Raw genomic sequence first — 16,211 nt, 5'->3', positions numbered from 1 at the left:
AGTGGAGATAAAATGCGAGATATTAAAATTGTTTTAGAAAGTTGGGGCGGATGGGCAGCGAACGATAGGTCTGGAGTTGATTATTCACCTATTGCTGCTGGATTCAAAGGGCTTCTACCTCAAACAAGTAAAAACCGGCTCTCTTGTACTGACAATGACGCACTGATTATTGAAGGTTGCCTAGCCCGCTTGAGGAGAAAGAGGCCATACGAGCATTCCTTGTTAGTAGCCTATTATTTACTTGGCATCTCGAAGCGAAAAATAGCTAAGGCTAGAAAAAAAGATGAAAAGTTAGTAAGGATTGAAATTCAAATGGCTGAGGGTTTTATTGAGGGCTGTTTGTCTATGCTCGATGTTGAATTAGAACTCAATGTATGAAGGGCAGGGGCTGTAAAGCCCCTGCCCTTGAGTTAGCTTAGTGAGAAGACGTTAAATGCATCTTTAATTGTTTGAGTCGTATTCTGGTGAACTATATATTGTTGGTTGATTGATTCATTTAATTTTTTTATTGAATCAATTTCAAATTGATTGACGCCTAATTCTTCATGGCTCATTCCTGCTTCCATAAGCATGTCGTAAAATAGTGAAAAATGTTTAGGTATAAATCTAGAGCCTTTTTTATAATTGTTTGGGTTGTTTATTCCCATCATGGACGCAAAAGAGGCAATTGATTTTGTGGTGGGAAAACTGGCTACTTCTCTTTTGTCGCCAAAGCAATATATGTATATCGCCACCATGTATGTCAAATTTCTAATTAAATTATTCCCATCTGATATTTTATTTTTTGCAACAGTCTGAAAGACACTAAAGTATCGGAAAAATGTTTCTGTTTCTCTTAATGATAAAGCTCGTATGCTCAACAATTCTTCAAACTGTCTCTCCAGATGGCGACAAATATTTTCATGGTCTAGTGAACAGTTAACCAGCGCTTTCCAGTGGCTTAATGATATATGAATTGCCGTTTGTCCATCTGGTTTATATGTTTCAGGTAAGGTTAATGTGTATTTGATAAACTTATCTAAGTAAGATTGCGAGTTAACAGAACCACCATAAATGTGGTTAACAGATGCTTTAAGTTGTTCGAGATTTGTTATTAATATGAAATATAAGTTTTCTATGTCGAATATGTGTTTGATTTTTTCCAGCATTTCAATTGAAAAATTTGGTCTGCATCGGTCTAACTCATCAATAATGATTACAATTTTTTCATCTTGCGTTATTTTTTTTATTTTTGATTTAAGGGCGTTGATTTTTTCCTCAGACTCAATGTGGCCATTTATTAAGTTTTCGATAGCTGCGTCGCTTGTATCTGTAATTGCTTTATGAAATTCACTGGAAAGGTCGTTAGCCTCTTGTTTTAGGACCCAGCTTACAGTTGCTTTCAAGGCCGTGGCTCCAGTGAATTTTATTGCGGGGATGGCTTTTTTTATCAATTCTTTTTTTGTCGGCTCTGGAAGAGCGCCAGCAATTGCAGCAGTTACGGAAAGTAAAGGGTCATTGCAATGATCTTCTTTAAAAGCATCAATATAAATTACTTTTTTTGAAGGGGAAGACTCGATCATGTATGTTTGGAGTTTTAAGCTAAACTCTGTTTTTCCAGTGCCCCAGTTACCGTCAATCACAATAGGAGAAATATCGTTATTGAAATCAATGAGTTTTGACAAGTTCTCTGCTATTGCTTTCCTTTGATATTCATCACGCATTTCAAATGACCAACTCATTAGTACTCTCCCCTTAGAATTTAATAAAATCGCTTACGCGGTCCGCAAAAGTTGTTGTAACGTGTTAAGTGTGGCCACAACGACATGAATCTTACATTCTAAAACTACCGCATTTAAAACAAAAAACATGTTAAGGCTGCCTTTAAGACGGCCTTTTTGATATTCATCACATCATACCCCGGCTAAATCGGAGGTGTGAGAAATGTCCACCACGTGCATATTAGCTTCTGGCGCTGCCTACGGCGCTCAGTTGGGACGGTAGCTGATGATGTACTGACTCGGTTAAGTCGTGATGAATGAAATGCCATATGAGTAATTGCTAGTATTGTTGTGGCGCTTATGACTTTCGGGATGGGCTGGTTTTACAGACCCAAAAACCAAGCTAACGCTTAAAGAGGCTTGCCAGTTCTAGCCTAACCATCAACTTTCGAGGCTGCCATCAGGCGGCCTTTTTTGTTTCCCCTCGTTCTGAGAGGACTCACAGCAAATACGAGGGGGCTTAATGTCCGAACCTGTATCCGGGTCCGCTGCGGCGGCCAGCGCCTTAACTGGTGCCAGTCTTTATGGGCTTCTGACTGGTACCGACTATGGTGTCGTTTTTGGCGCTTTCGCTGGCGCGGTGTTCTACGTGGCAACTGCCGCCGATCTGACTTTGCCGCGGCGAACGGCATATTTCGTCGTCTCGTACTTTGCAGGTGTGTACGGATCCGGGCTGGTGGGCTCGATGCTCGCCAGCATTACTCATTACAGCGACAAGCCTCTGGATGCTCTCGGCGCGGTTCTGCTATCTGCGCTGGCCATTAAGACGCTGACCTTTTTCAGTGAGCAGGATCCTCTGTCACTGCTGCAAAGGTGGCGGGGAGGAAACAATGGTAACGACTGATCCACTGGTGCTGACGAACGTCGCCGCCTGCACGATGATCGTGATCCGGTTGATGATGTTCCGTAAGCCGGGAGGGAAGCACAACGTATGGGCCTCCTGGCTGGCATACGTGATCATCCTGGCGTATGCGTCCGTCCCGTTCCGTTTCATGTTCGATTTCTATTTCCACGTCCACTGGGCGACCGTCATGTTGAATCTCATCATCTGCGCTGCAGTGTTCAAAGCGCGGGGCAACGTGGCGCGCCTGTTTAACGTTCTGAGGCCAGAATAATGCGGATCAGCGATAAAGGCATTTATCTCATCAAGCAGTTTGAAGGCCTGCGGCTCACTGCGTATAAGGATGCTGTTGGCGTTTTGACGATTGGTTATGGCTGGACACAGCCAGTGGACGGCAAACCGATCCGACTCGGTATGACCATCAAAGAAGAAACCGCCGAGCGTCTGCTACGCACCGGGCTGGTGGGCTACGAAAGTGACGTTTCGAAGCTGGTGAAGGTGAAGCTGACGCAGGGTCAGTTTGATGCGCTGGTATCGTTCGCCTACAACCTCGGCCCGCTGCCCCTTTCAACCTCTACGCTGCTGAAAAAGCTCAACACTGGTGATTACGCCGGTGCTGCTGATGAGTTCCCGCGCTGGAATAAGGCTGGTGGCAAAGTACTGCCGGGCCTTACGCGGCGTCGTGAGGCAGAGCGTACGCTGTTTCTCTCGGACAGTAAAAAATGATCTCCAGCTGGAAAGCCGCTGTGGCTTTGCTTTTACTCGCTGGCATTCTGTCCCTCGCCTGGACGATAAACCATTACCGCAATAACGCGATCACCTTCAAAGACCAGCGTGATAGAGCCACTCACAACCTGAAGCTGGCTAACGACACAATCGCCGACATGCAGACGCGCCAGCGCGACGTTGCTGCACTTGATGCCAAATACACGGGAGAACTGGCAGATGCTAAAGCCACTATCGATCAGCTTGAGCGCGATGTTGCTACTGGCAAGCGTCGGTTGCAGCTCAACGCCAGATGTCCAACGAACGGATCGTCCGGCACCGCCAGCATGGATGATGGCACCGGTGCCCGACTTACTGACGCCGCTCAACGGGATTATTTCACCCTCAGAGAGCGGATTAGCACCATCACCCAGCAACTGACTGGGTTGCAGCAATATGTTCGTGAACAGTGCATGAGGTGAGAAGTGGAGATTGTTCCGATCACGTATCGCCGAGCATGTGATTTCGTCCGCGAGTTGCATCGCCACAATAAGCCTCCTGCAGGCCATAAATTCAGTGTTGGCCTGGAAGATAATGGCGTATTGATTGGTGTGGCAATGGCTGGGCGTCCAATATCCCGTCATTTTGATGATGGACTGACGCTTGAAGTAAACCGCACCTGCACCGATGGCACTAAAAATGCCAACTCTATGCTCTATGGCGCCGTCCGTCGTGCCGCCTGGGGCATGGGCTACCAAAGGCTAATTACATACACTCAGGCTGATGAATCGGGCGCATCACTACGCGCCGCTGGTTTCGAACTGGTTAAGACGCTTCCAGCTCGCTCCAGTTGGGCTGGATCGTCAGTGAAGATGAAAGCGACACGCGACCCGGTTGGCAATGGCGGCGTTGATCGCGTCTTGTGGGAAGTGACGCGGTGACCACCACAAGGCTCATTTGCGAGTGCGCATGATGATGATAAAGTCTCATCTTTGCACTCAGTAAGGAGAGTCTTATGCAGCAATACATTGTTTATTTCAAAATGAAAGATAGTGCTCTTCAATGGTCAAAGTTTTACGCACGTGGCAACTCGGAATCTGAAGCTCGTGCGTACTTCAATGAAAAGCACCAGGGTATACAAGTATCTAGTGTGCTAGGGGTGGTTCATCCTCGCGATGAGCGAGATTTCAAAGCTCGCCACGGAATAAATTACTAACCGCCTCTGGGCGGTTTTTTGTTGCCATCACCACGCGGCAGGCATTACAGAAGCCATTCAAGCAGTGGCTTCGATAATGACCAACAGAGGGCAGGTAAATGTCCGACATCTACGAAATCACCAGCACTGCTCAGGACGGCGAAGAGTACGCCGGACGGTATGACGTTCGGGAGCGTTCAACTCAGTGCGCAGTTATACGGGCTGGTGGGGCAGTGCAATATCGATCGCGCTGCCATCCGGCAGATTGAATAGAGCAGACAGAATGTTGCGGGTGGGCTTGAAAAAATGTCCCCTCCGAAATGAAATCCAGCACTTCGGAAGGGAGGGCAAATGCCCTTCATTACAAGTGAGTTGATAATAGTCCTTTAACCCTTTTTGGGTAGAGGCAGTAGTTTATTTTCTTAAACACCATTTAAGTAAATGTAAACTTATATTGAATCGTCGTTTCAATTCGATTTAGGGGGAATTTCAAGGCATCGAAGCCCGAGGTAAGTTGAGGGTTACGAGTTGTTCAGTGGTTGCCAGGTTGGCTGTGCGTCGCGCGAGTATAAAAAAAGCCCTCCAGGAGAGGGCCGCAATAAATACATGCTTGATTTGAACGGTCACGTTTTGAAACTACGACGAGCTCATCCCTGAGCTATCCCCTGGTGTGGGTAGGAGCCACGTTGGGGTGCTTTAAATTTTGCACAATATCCTGATACAGCAAGCTTAAGCGGTAAGCATTAGGAGTAATCCTGGGTTCTTTCATCATCATGTAGTGACTAAATGAGGATCTATGAGCGAAGCAAAACCACAAGACAGCAGCACCGTTAAGTACGGGCGAGACTTAAGCATTGTAGAAAAGCAGGCAATGAACCGACTAAAAGATGCAAGCCGTTCATTCCTGGCTGAGCTTGATCACGTTGGTCGACTGATTCCTGACATTGACCTTCGCTGGGCTGCCATTGCCAGAACAGACATGCAGACCGCGTGTATGGCAGCATGCCGCGCAGTTTCCCGGCCTGACGCAGACTGCTAAGGCATTACAGCAGGCATTTACTGAGTGCCTGTGATAATGCTGAACATCGACAGACTAAAATCCCTACTGATCGCATCTACTTGACCCTTAGAGCGAATTGCCGCAGTGGCAGAGCAGATAGGCTATCTGCATAGCTATATTCGACAACATGATTAAAGTTTCACAGCATAATGCCGATTTATAACATACCAGTCAAAGGAGATGAAAATGGATGTTTTAAAGAATTATGATCTAGGTGATTGGGCGATAATAATTGCTCTATCTATATACATATTACAAACCGTATTTAAATCTGTAGTTGAACAATCTATAAAGAAAAAGTATGAAATAAGATCTAAAGCTGTTTTAGTAGCAGATTTGTTGGCTGAATGGGTTAGCCATCCGCAAGACAAAAGAAAACTTAGGCAGTTGACTAATGAGGCATTTTTATGGCTTCCGCCAGACTTAGCAACTGAGTTGTCAAAGGTTCTCGCAGATAAAGATGATGCCTTAGATTATCGCCAATTGATGAGCTTAGTAAGAACACACCTTTTAGGTAGTTCTGATACGTTTGAATCTCATTATTTCATTACGTATAAACTTACAGATCACGAAATCGCAGAGCTAACTAAAAAGAAAGATGAAGCTGCAAAATATTTATCATCTTTGAATTAAAAGTGAGAGCGAGAGTAAAACATCCAAATATACAAACCCTGTAATAAGTATTCTAACCGCCCCTGGGCGGTTTTTTTATTGCGCTTCGCATGTACACAACAATCTGGATTTTTTCAGTCGTGAGCCTGGGGATAGTTGCTGTCTCGGGCGGCTGTCCCATGCGACAGGCTCACATCTAAAAGGAAGCTTTATGCAGGTCACTATCGATGGTGTCCCGTACGCGCCTGTCTGCACTCCGGCCACCAGCCGTATCGGCATAGCCATTTCCACACATAATCGCGCTGGCGTACTAAGCCAGGCGCTGGAGCACCAGCTCCGGTATTTGCCTGCCGGCGCGCTGGTGGTTGTTGTTGATGACGGCTCACAGCCACCAGCGGCGGTGCCCGCCAGCGTTAATCTGATTCGGCACGATAAATCGCTGGGCATTGTGGCATCGAAGAACGCCAGCCTTACCGCGCTGATGGATGCCGGGTGTGAGCATCTCTTCCTGTGGGACGATGACGCCTGGCCGATCGCTGATGGCTGGTGGCAGCCTTACATCGAATCACCCGAGCCACATCTGGCTTATCAGTTTCTCGATCTGGCTGGCGCCCGCAAGCTTAACGATATCGCGGTGCTGTATCGCGACGATCAGCATATCGCCTACACCGGCCAGCGCGGCGTCATGCTCTACTACCACCGCAGCGCGATTGAGCGTGTCGGCGGCTTCGATCCTGTTTACGGTCGCGGCATGTATGAGCACAGCGATCTCGCCCTGCGCATCCACAATGCCGGGCTAACGTCGTGGGCGTTCGCTGATGTGGTCGGTTCTGAAAAGCTGATTCACTCCCTCGATGAGCATGAGCTGGTGGAGCGCTCGGTACCACGTCCGGACAGGGAAGAGCAGGTTAAGCGCAACGTCAGAATTCACAACGAGCGCCGCGACAGCGGTTATACCGGCTACGCCCCGTATCGACCGCAACGTAATGTTGCGATCACCACGCTGCTGACAAGCGAGCCAGACCCGCAGCGCGGTACCAGAATGACAGCCTCACCTGACCTGCTGGCGAAGTGGGCTGATTCATTGCGCGGCTGCGGCCGGGTAGTGCTGGCTGATGAGCTGGCGACCGCGCCGGCTGATGTTGAACTGTGTCGCGTTCCCGCCGTGAAGATGAACGTTTACTTCCGGCGCTGGCTACATATCTGGCAGCACCTTCGCGATCACCCTGAGTATCATTTCGTCTGGTGTACTGACGGTACCGATGTCGAAATGCTCCGGGAGCCGTGGGCAGATATGGTGCCGGGCAAGGTGTATGTCGGCTCTGAACCCAAGACATATGCCGATGCCTGGGCACGCGAGCACCACCCGGAGCGCATCTATCAGGACTTCCTCGATAAGCATCACCACGATTTGATGCTGAATGCCGGACTGCTTGGCGGCCTGCGCACTGAAGTGATGGAGTTTGCTCACGCCATAGTGCGCCTTTATTACCTGCTGGAGTGTCACCGCTTCTGGAAGACAGAGAAAGCACCGGCCGCGGTCGGCGATATGCTGGCGTTCGGCATAGTGGCTAAACGCTTTGGCGATCGCATCGTGACCGGGCCGCAGGTGCATACCATTTTCAAATCTGAAGGCATCGGTAAAGAGTGCGCCTGGTGGAAACACAAGTGAGGCAAGAATGGGAACGGCAATCAGCTTTATCCTGACAGTGATAGCTCTCTTGATTTTTGTATTCGCCCCTCGCAATCCTCGAAGCCCTTCAGAATGCCATCGCTGCGGAAAGAACATTAAGCCTCCTTTAAAATTCTGTAGTGAGTGCAGGCCAAAGCCAATGGTAAAAACCGATGGAAATTAAGTATGTGGTGGTCGCGCACCACGCCCGGCGAGAGCAGGCCGAAAGGCTGGCTGACTCTCTTGGCGCTCACCTGCTGGTTGACGAGCACGACAGGGGTGCCAACTGGAACCACCGCCGCGCCCTGGAGTGGGCAGCAGCACAAGCCTGCCGTGTGGTCGTTCTGGAAGATGACGCGATGCCAGTTGCGGGGTTTGCGGAAAAGGTGGCTGACTGGCTGGACTGCTTTCCTGACCAGCTCTGTTCTTTCTACCTTGGCACCGGCCGCCCGCCGCAGTACCAGCTTGAGATAGCGACAAAGCTCATTGCTGCTGATCGCATCCGTGCCGATCACATCACTATGCAGCGTCTCATGCATGCTGTCTGCTACAGCGTGCCGCCGGCACTGTTACCTGACCTGCTGTCACGCTGGGACGCGGGTAAGCCTGCTGACTTCGCCGTGGGCGATGCCTGCGGCGGCCCGGTTATCTATCCCTGCTGCTCACTGGTGGACCATGCTGACGGTGATCCCGTTGAGAGGCATCCCGATTGTCAGCCCCGCCACGAGCGGCGACGGGCATGGAGGTTACATGGCTAAGCTAACGACCCTGAAACCCCGGCTTAAGGTCATGGACACCCGACGCATCAAACCTGTTTACGGTGAGCAGCGGCGTATCAGTGGCAGTGTGCGCGTCGGGCTTAAGCGCCGGCTGTGGGTACGCGACGGAGGGCATTGCTGTATGTGCTCACGCGCTGTTGATCTGCATGAGAGTGAGCTTGACCACCGCATCGCGCTGCAGTTCGGCGGCGACAACTCTGAGCGCAACCTCTGGACGCTCTGTAAGGAATGCCACGCCGGAAAATCAGCGCGCGAAGCAGCTACGGCCAGTCCGGATGATGAAGCCCTGAAATATGCCGTGCCCGAAGGGGCTGACGGACAGGGAACAGTCATATTTTGATTTAAATGAAAATGGTTATCATTTAACCTAATAGTTGGTTGCATTTGTAACTACTTCATTTGTAATGATAATTATTCTCGTTACCGGGGGGGGGAGGGCTCAAAAAAAAGGCCGATCACCCTGTACACCGCCCCCTCCCTCACGCAGAGAAAAAATCCCCTTCTGGAGGGTATAAACATGTTAACAGCGCAGAAGCGAAAATTCGCGGTGGCGCTGATGTCCGGCATGTCTCAGAAAGATGCGGCAGTAAAGGCGGGCTACTCGGAGAAATCCGCGCGGTCAAAGGGGTCGCAGCTTGCAAAAGACCCGGAAGTCACCGCTTTTATTGCCCGTAAAAAGCAAGAAACCGTCACCGTGGATGAGGTGCCGGCGTACCGGAAAAATGTTTATACCCCAGCGGTAAACATCCCGGAAAAAATCCCTCAGCCAGAAGTGCCGCCGGCAGCTGGTCAGTATGACGATCCGCTCAAGTTTCTGATGGCAGTGATGAACGACTTCACTGAGGACATTGACACCCGGAAGGATGCGGCAAAGGCCATGCTGCCCTACGTTCACCCTAAAAAAGGGGAGACGGGCAAAAAAGAGGCGCGCAATGCTGCGGCAAAAGTGGCCGCAGGCGCGAGCAAGTTCGGATCCATGGCACCGCCAAAGCTGGTGGTTAACAATAAAGAGGGGTAATCCATGGCGCAGTGGTCCACGGCCTGCACCGACTGGGAAAACCGCCTCATCGACGGCGAGTCCATTATTCCGCCGCCAATATTCGCTGACCAGGCTGAACAGGCGCTGAGTATATTCCGCGAGCTCCGAGTTACCGATCTGCCGGGCAAGCCCACATTCGGTGAGTGCTCCGAGGCATGGGTGTTCGACTTCGTTAAAGCCATCTTCGGCGGGTACGATGCCGAGACCGGTAACCAGCTGATCCGTGAATACGGTCTGCTGATATCGAAGAAGAACACCAAGTCGACGATTGCCGCCGGCATTATGCTGACTGCGCTCATTCTCTGCTGGCGTGAGGATGAGGAGCATCTCATTCTGGCGCCGACAAAAGAGGTGGCCGACAACAGCTTCAAACCCGCTGCCGGCATGATCCGCGCGGATGAAGAACTGACGGATATGTTCCAGATTCAGGATCATATCCGTACCATCACCCACCGGGTTACGCGGAACACCCTGAAAGTGGTGGCCGCTGATACCGACACGGTCTCCGGAAAGAAGTCAGGCCGCATCCTCGTCGACGAACTCTGGCTTTTCGGCAAACGCGCCAACGCAGAGGCGATGTTTATGGAGGCTCTCGGCGGCCAGGTATCGCGTAATGAGGGCTGGGTGATTTACCTCACCACGCAGAGCGATGAACCGCCGGCGGGCGTATTTAAGGAGCGCCTGGATTACTGGCGCGGTGTGAGAGACGGCAAAATCAGCGATCTGAAAACGCTGGGGATCCTCTACGAATTCCCGGACAGCATGCTCCAGACCAGGGCCTATCTTCAGCCTGAGAACTTCTATATTACCAACCCAAATATCGGCCTTTCCGTCAGTCCGGAGTGGATCGCCGATAACCTGCGAAAGAACCAGGCGAAAACTGACGGCACGTTGCAGCAGTTTCTGGCGAAACACCTCAACATCGAAATTGGTCTCAACCTGCGCAGCGACCGCTGGGCGGGCGTCGATTTCTGGGAGCAGCAGGCGCGACGGGTGAGCTTTACCGATTTGCTGCAGCGCGCGGAAGTGATCTCGGTCGGCATTGACGGCGGCGGCCTTGATGACCTGCTGGGATTCAGTGCCATCGGGCGCGATGCCGAGACGCGGGAATGGCTCTGCTGGTGTCATGCCTGGGCACATGAAATAGCAATCCGGCGCCGTAAAAGCGAGGAATCACGGTTTAACGACTTTGTGAAAGCCGGTGACCTGACCATTGTGAAGCGTGTCGGGCAGGACACGGAAGAGGTGGCGGAGTACGTCAGCCGCATCCACACCGCCGAGCTTCTCGACAAGATAGGCATTGACCCCTCCGGTGTGGGGCAGATCCTCGACGCACTTATCGAGGCGGAGATCCCCGCTGATGCCGTGGTGGGCGTCAGTCAGGGCTGGCGTCTTGGCGGTGCGATAAAAACGACCGAACGCAAGCTTGCCGAAGGCGTGCTGGTGCATGCCGGGCAGCCCATGATGGCCTGGTGCGTGGGCAATGCCCGCGTCGAGCCAAAAGGCAATGCGATCCTCATCACCAAGCAGGCCAGCGGCAAGGGCAAGATTGACCCGCTTATGGCGTTGTTTAATGCCGTTTCGCTTATGGCGCTGAACCCTGAGGCGAAGAAGCAGGATTATCAGGTGCATTTCATATGACAGCTATGTCAGTCAACAACCCGCTCCGGCGGGTTTTTTCGTTTCAGGAGGCAGCAAAATGACGCTTAAGCGCGCATGCACCCTCATGACGGTGAAAGCGGTAAACGAGGATGAGCGGATCATTACCGGCATCGCCTCCACGCCATCGCCGGATCGTGACGGGGACATTATGGAGCCGGAGGGCGCGAAGTTTCGCAGCGACACACCGTTTCTCTGGCAGCACGACCGGTCCCAGCCCATTGGTACCTGTACACCCAAAATGGTGAAAGAAGGGCTGCAGATCACCGCAAAACTGGTAAAGCCCACCGCGGATATGCCTTCCCAGCTGGTTGCCCGGCTCGATGAGGCCTGGGCATCCATTAAGGCCGGGCTGGTGCGCGGGCTCTCCATCGGCTTCCGCCCCATTGAATATTCGTTCCTGGACCAGGGCGGGATCCGCTTTCTGTCCTGGGACCTTCTTGAAGTTTCAGCCGTGACCATTCCGGCGAATGCCGAATGCTCCATTAATACCGTGAAGTCTTATGACCGCCAGTTACTCGCCGCGTCCGGCAATGAGAAACCGGTAGTCAAATCGACCCAGCCCGCTGGCGCTACAGCACCCAAAACCAATACCAAAAAAGGAAACAGTTCGATGAATATCGCAGAACAAATCAAAAGCTTTGAAGCGAAGCGTTCGGCGCTGGCGGCGTCTCTCTCTGAGATTATGGCGAAGGCCGCCGAAGATGGCCGTACGCTGGATGCTGAAGAAGAGGAGGGATACGACAACACCTCCGCTGAAATTAAATCTGTCGACTCGCACCTGAAGCGACTGCGCGATATGGAATCCAGCATCGCCCAGACTGCCAAACCGGTCAGCAAAGCCGCCGGTGGCGATGTCAGTACGGTGACGACCAGCGCGCCGGGCATCATTCGTGTAGAGCCGAAGCTGGAAAAAGGTATCGCCTTTGCCCGCTTCGCCAAAGCGCTGGCCGCTGCAAACGGCAGCCGCTCCGAAGCGCTGGAAATTGCCCGTAAGCAGTATCCGGACGATGCGAAGCTGCATCACGTTCTGAAAGCCGCTGTCGGCGCAGGCACGACCACCGACCCGAAATGGGCGGGCGCGCTGGTGGAATACCAGGAATATGCACAGGACTTCGTCGAATTCCTGCGACCGCAGACCATTATTGGTCGTTTCGGGCAGGGTAACATCCCGGCGCTGCGCCAGGTGCCGTTCAACATTCGTATTCCGGCACAGACCTCCGGCGGCTCCGCGAACTGGGTGGGCCAGGGTAAGGCGAAACCGCTGACGAAGTTCGACTTTGAGTCGATCACCTTCAGCTTCGCTAAAGTGGCCGCTATCGCGGTGCTGACCGACGAGCTGATCCGTTTCTCCAACCCGGCAGCCGATGCGCTGGTGCGTAACGCCCTGGCTGAAGCGGTTATTGCCCGCCTCGATACCGACTTTATCAACCCGTCCAAGGCAGAAGTAGCCAATGTCTCGCCTGCTTCCGTCACCAACGGTATCGCCGGCATTCCGTCCACCGGTAATCCGGACGATGACGCAGCGGCGGCTTTTGGCGTGTTTGTCGCGGCTAGCCTGCAGCCGAATGGTGCTGTCTGGCTGATGTCCAGTACCAGTGCGCTGGCGCTCTCCATGCGTAAAAACGCGCTGGGCCAGAAAGAGTATCCGGAAATGACGCTGCTGGGCGGGACCTTCCAGGGGCTCCCGGTCATTGTCTCCCAGTACGTTGGCAACCAGCTGGTGCTCGTCAACGCACCGGATATTTACCTGGCCGACGACGGTGGCGTTGCCGTAGATATGTCCCGCGAAGCCTCGCTCGAAATGCAGAGCGATCCGACCGGGGACAGCGTGAATGGCACGGGAACCGAGCTGGTGTCCATGTTCCAGACCAACAGCGTGGCTATCCGCGCCGAGCGCTGGATCAACTGGAAGCGTCGCCGCACAGCAGCCGTGGCGGTGATTTCCGGTGTGAACTACGGCACGACCCAGACCAGCTAACCGACTCAGGAGGGCGGGGGAAACCCCGCCATATTGCATGGCAAAAATCAGGTATCTGAAACGCACACATGACTCGCGACCCAGTGACGAAAAGACCGTGGACGATCCGTGTGCAAGGGTGCTGGTGCTGCTGGGCATGGCTGAGTACACCGGCGCGAAGCGCGCGGGGGGCGGGAAAAAGAAAAATAATACGGGGAACGGCTGATGTGGAATCCTTTCCGGAGAAGAGAAAAAGCACTTCAGCAGCCATCAGATCGCGGCGGCTGGATGTCCCTTATCAGTGAGCCTTTTGCGGGGGCCTGGCAGCGTAATCTGGAAATTAAACCGACGACAGTGCTTTCCTTTCACGCCGTGTTTTCCTGCATATCGCTGATCGCGAGCGATATCTCAAAGATGCCCCTGCGGCTGATGCGACGGGACTCGAACGGCATCTGGAAAGAAAACAACAGCGGTACACCCGCGAGGATTTACAGACGCCCGAATGCGTTTCAGAACCGGATGCAGTTTTTCGAGTGCTGGCTCAACTCGAAACTTTGCCACGGGAATACGGTCGCCCTGAAGATCCGGAATACCCGCGGGGATATAACCGAACTGCGCATCCTGGACTGGAACAAAGTGACGCCGCTGGTGGCGGATGACGGGTCTGTTTTCTACCAGATTAACCCCGACAACATGACGGGCGTCGAGGCTTCTGTAACGGTCCCCGCCCGCGAGGTGATCCACGATCGCTTCAACTGCCTGTTTCATCCGCTAATCGGGCTTTCACCGATTTACGCGGCTGGCCTGGCTGCGATGCAGGGCCACCATATTCAGGAAAACTCAGCACACTTTTTCCGCAACGGCAGTAAGCCGAGCGGTGTCATTGAAGTGCCCGGTACCATCACAGATGAAAATGCCCGGAAACTGAAAGCGAACTGGGACACGGGCTATACAGGCGAAAACGCAGGCAAAACGGGGCTGCTGAGTAACGGCGCAAAATACAACCCCATTTCTATGTCTGCTGACGATGCGAAGGTCGTTGAGCAACTGCAGATGTCAGAAAAAATTGTCTGCTCAACGTTTCACGTCCCGGCCTATAAAGCCGGTGTCGGTGATCTACCTTCCTACGACAACATCGAGGCGCTGGAGCAGCAGTATTACTCGCAGTGTCTCCAGACGCTAATTGAGTCGATCGAGCTGCTTCTCGATGAGGCGTTTGAACTGGAAGACGACGCCGGTACCGAGTTTGACGTCAGCGCGCTCCTGCGTATGGACAGCGAACGCCGTATCAAAACGCTGGGTGAAGGTGTCAAAAACACTATCCTCACGCCGAATGAGGCGCGGCGCAGTGAAAACCTGCCGCCGGTGACGGGCGGTGATGAACTGTATCTGCAGCAGCAGAATTTCAGCCTGGGTGCGCTGGCGCGCCGCGATGCCTCTGACGATCCGTTCGGCAAAAAGAGCGCAACGCCGCAGCCAGTCAGTGATGAAGGAAAGGCGTTGTCTGACGCAGAGCAGGCGGCGGCAAAAGCCATGCTCAGAGGATTGCTTACCAAATGAATGAACGTGAATTAACTCTCATCAAAGTGCTGGGGGAGGAGTTCGGGCTTGTCCTTGATGAAATGCGCGCAGGATTCAGTAAAAGCCTCGAGGAACAGCGACTGGCCTTCGACGTAAAACTCACCCACCTCGAAGAACGCATCGCAGATATCAAAAGCGCAGAACCGCCGGATCTGTCGGCGATGGTAAGGGACGTCGTCTCTCAGCTGCCTGAGCCAGAGCTGCCGCAGCTGCCGGATATCGCTTCTATGGTCAGTGATGCCGTCGCCGCCATACCCCCTGCGCAGGACGGTAAAAGTCTGACACCAGACGACGTGGCGCCCATGCTGCAGCAGATGGTGGATCGGGCGGTCAGCGCGATGCCCGTGCCCCGCGATGGAAAGGATTACGATCCTGACATGCTGCAACAGGCCGTGAAAGCGGCAGTGGATGACGCCGTAGCGGCAATCCCGGTACCGCAGGACGGCAGGAGCCTGACGCCTGACGATGTGCAGCCGATGCTCCAGGCGCTTGTTTCGGAATCAATGCCGGTTTTGCCTGACGTCAAAGCACTGGTCAGCGAAGCTGTTGCCGCACTACCTGCACCCGAACCGGCCAGAGATGGCGAGGACGGTCGTGACGCGCTGGCGCTGGAACTGCTTCCCTTTATTGATGAGGGAAAAAGTTATCCGCGCGGATCTTATGCTACCCATAACGGCGGGCTGTGGCGCGCCTATGAAAAAACGCATGGCATGCGCGGCTGGGAATGTGTGGTGGATGGCGTGGCGGGCGTTGACATTGAGCGCTCAGATCAGCGGCGTTTCACCCTGACGGTTAACCGCGCGAGCGGTGGCAGCGAAACCAAATCGTTTGACGTTCCGGTCATGATTTACCAGGGCGTTTTCAAATCCGGTCAGGGCTATCTGCCCGGCGATACGGTGACTTGGGGCGGTTCGCTCTGGCACTGCGACGAACCGACGCAGGATAAACCCGGCGAAACGGGCTCGAAAGGCTGGACACTTGCCACCAAGCGCGGGCGTGACGGGAGGGATAAAACGTGATTGAGCTCGTGACTCTCGAACAGGCAAAGGATCACCTGCGCATAGATGCTGATGCCGGTGATGACGATCTTAAGCTGAAAATTCAGGCCGGTAGCGCCGCCATTCTTGCTTATGTCCAGGGCAGCCGTGACCGGATTGTTGCCAGTAATGGTGATCTCATTGAGGGCGAGCCGCTGCGGCGCGCACAGACGGCGCTGCTTATGCTGCTGGGCTGGCTCGACCGCAACCGCGGCGGTGAAGAGGAAGAGAAGCTGCAACAGGGGGAACTGCCGTTCTCAGTAACAATGCTTATCTACGATCTTCGCTGCCCCACCATTCTCTGACCGGAG

Annotated in this window: 19 protein-coding genes; 18 read left to right on the top strand and 1 reads right to left on the bottom strand. The window is 53.1% G+C overall.

Translation table 11 applies throughout. The features are described 5' to 3' along the window. Positions 1–12 precede the first annotated feature (12 nt). Positions 13–378 carry an antiterminator Q family protein gene (locus N7V53_RS01660; RefSeq protein WP_279791765.1) on the top strand — a complete coding sequence of 122 codons (366 nt, stop codon included), beginning with the start codon at positions 13–15 and terminating at the stop codon, positions 376–378. Positions 379–410: 32 nt separating this feature from the next. On the opposite strand, the gene N7V53_RS01655 is transcribed toward N7V53_RS01660, so the two are convergent. After that, the gene (locus N7V53_RS01655) at positions 411–1,721 is read right to left on the bottom strand and encodes a KAP family NTPase (protein WP_279791763.1); all 1,311 of its coding nucleotides are present in this window, start codon (positions 1,719–1,721) and stop codon (positions 411–413) included. 502 nt (positions 1,722–2,223) lie between these two features. Here N7V53_RS01655 and N7V53_RS01650 point away from each other — a divergent pair. The 17 genes from N7V53_RS01650 (at position 2,224) to N7V53_RS01565 (ending at position 16,205) form a co-directional block, all read left to right on the top strand. After that, entirely contained in the window at positions 2,224–2,604 is a 381-nt protein-coding gene (locus tag N7V53_RS01650) for a phage holin family protein (protein ID WP_128482534.1), read from the top strand. Next, on the top strand, positions 2,591–2,875 hold the full coding sequence (locus N7V53_RS01645) for a phage holin family protein (RefSeq protein WP_128482535.1): 285 nt from the start codon (positions 2,591–2,593) through the stop codon (positions 2,873–2,875). The genes N7V53_RS01650 and N7V53_RS01645 overlap by 14 nt, the downstream gene beginning before the upstream one ends. Then, positions 2,872–3,327, top strand: coding sequence for a lysozyme (locus N7V53_RS01640; protein ID WP_279792705.1), 456 nt, complete (start codon positions 2,872–2,874; stop codon positions 3,325–3,327). Before N7V53_RS01645 ends, N7V53_RS01640 begins: the two co-directional genes overlap by 4 nt. Continuing rightward, positions 3,324–3,788 (top strand): lysis protein, encoded by a 465-nt coding sequence (locus tag N7V53_RS01635; RefSeq protein ID WP_279791759.1) that lies wholly within the window; start codon positions 3,324–3,326, stop codon positions 3,786–3,788. The genes N7V53_RS01640 and N7V53_RS01635 overlap by 4 nt, the downstream gene beginning before the upstream one ends. A gap of 3 nt (positions 3,789–3,791) precedes the next feature. After that, positions 3,792–4,247 (top strand): XF1762 family protein, encoded by a 456-nt coding sequence (locus N7V53_RS01630; protein ID WP_279791758.1) that lies wholly within the window; start codon positions 3,792–3,794, stop codon positions 4,245–4,247. A gap of 74 nt (positions 4,248–4,321) precedes the next feature. After that, the gene (locus N7V53_RS01625) at positions 4,322–4,522 is read left to right on the top strand and encodes a hypothetical protein (protein ID WP_094421144.1); all 201 of its coding nucleotides are present in this window, start codon (positions 4,322–4,324) and stop codon (positions 4,520–4,522) included. Positions 4,523–5,297: 775 nt separating this feature from the next. Continuing rightward, positions 5,298–5,540 carry a hypothetical protein gene (locus N7V53_RS01620; protein WP_279791755.1) on the top strand — a complete coding sequence of 81 codons (243 nt, stop codon included), beginning with the start codon at positions 5,298–5,300 and terminating at the stop codon, positions 5,538–5,540. Positions 5,541–5,747: 207 nt separating this feature from the next. Continuing rightward, positions 5,748–6,194: a hypothetical protein gene (locus tag N7V53_RS01615; RefSeq protein ID WP_279791753.1), complete on the top strand. Its 447-nt coding sequence runs from the start codon at positions 5,748–5,750 to the stop codon at positions 6,192–6,194. Positions 6,195–6,384: 190 nt separating this feature from the next. Then, entirely contained in the window at positions 6,385–7,845 is a 1,461-nt protein-coding gene (locus tag N7V53_RS01610; protein ID WP_279791751.1) for a glycosyltransferase family 2 protein, read from the top strand. 173 nt (positions 7,846–8,018) lie between these two features. Beyond that, positions 8,019–8,603 carry a hypothetical protein gene (locus tag N7V53_RS01605; RefSeq protein ID WP_279791749.1) on the top strand — a complete coding sequence of 195 codons (585 nt, stop codon included), beginning with the start codon at positions 8,019–8,021 and terminating at the stop codon, positions 8,601–8,603. After that, the gene (locus tag N7V53_RS01600) at positions 8,596–8,964 is read left to right on the top strand and encodes an HNH endonuclease (protein ID WP_279791748.1); all 369 of its coding nucleotides are present in this window, start codon (positions 8,596–8,598) and stop codon (positions 8,962–8,964) included. The genes N7V53_RS01605 and N7V53_RS01600 overlap by 8 nt, the downstream gene beginning before the upstream one ends. A gap of 177 nt (positions 8,965–9,141) precedes the next feature. After that, the gene (locus N7V53_RS01595) at positions 9,142–9,642 is read left to right on the top strand and encodes a terminase small subunit (RefSeq protein WP_279791747.1); all 501 of its coding nucleotides are present in this window, start codon (positions 9,142–9,144) and stop codon (positions 9,640–9,642) included. A 3-nt stretch (positions 9,643–9,645) separates the two neighbouring features. Then, on the top strand, positions 9,646–11,304 hold the full coding sequence (locus N7V53_RS01590) for a terminase large subunit (protein ID WP_279791745.1): 1,659 nt from the start codon (positions 9,646–9,648) through the stop codon (positions 11,302–11,304). A 58-nt stretch (positions 11,305–11,362) separates the two neighbouring features. Beyond that, positions 11,363–13,303: a phage major capsid protein gene (locus N7V53_RS01585; protein WP_279791742.1), complete on the top strand. Its 1,941-nt coding sequence runs from the start codon at positions 11,363–11,365 to the stop codon at positions 13,301–13,303. A 204-nt stretch (positions 13,304–13,507) separates the two neighbouring features. After that, a complete protein-coding gene (locus N7V53_RS01575) occupies positions 13,508–14,842 on the top strand; it encodes a phage portal protein (protein ID WP_279791739.1) in 1,335 nt (444 codons plus the stop codon). Next, a complete protein-coding gene (locus N7V53_RS01570) occupies positions 14,839–15,882 on the top strand; it encodes a phage gp6-like head-tail connector protein (protein ID WP_279791736.1) in 1,044 nt (347 codons plus the stop codon). The genes N7V53_RS01575 and N7V53_RS01570 overlap by 4 nt, the downstream gene beginning before the upstream one ends. Further along, complete coding sequence (locus N7V53_RS01565) at positions 15,879–16,205, top strand: head-tail connector protein (protein ID WP_279791733.1); 327 nt, start codon at positions 15,879–15,881, stop codon at positions 16,203–16,205. The genes N7V53_RS01570 and N7V53_RS01565 overlap by 4 nt, the downstream gene beginning before the upstream one ends. The last annotated feature ends 6 nt before the right edge of the window (positions 16,206–16,211 follow it).

This window comes from Kosakonia sp. HypNH10, assembly GCF_029850615.1.
Taxonomy (GTDB): domain Bacteria; phylum Pseudomonadota; class Gammaproteobacteria; order Enterobacterales; family Enterobacteriaceae; genus Kosakonia; species Kosakonia cowanii.
The sequence above is the reverse complement of the archived record's forward strand: the minus strand, read 5'-3'. Positions and strand labels throughout refer to the sequence as shown.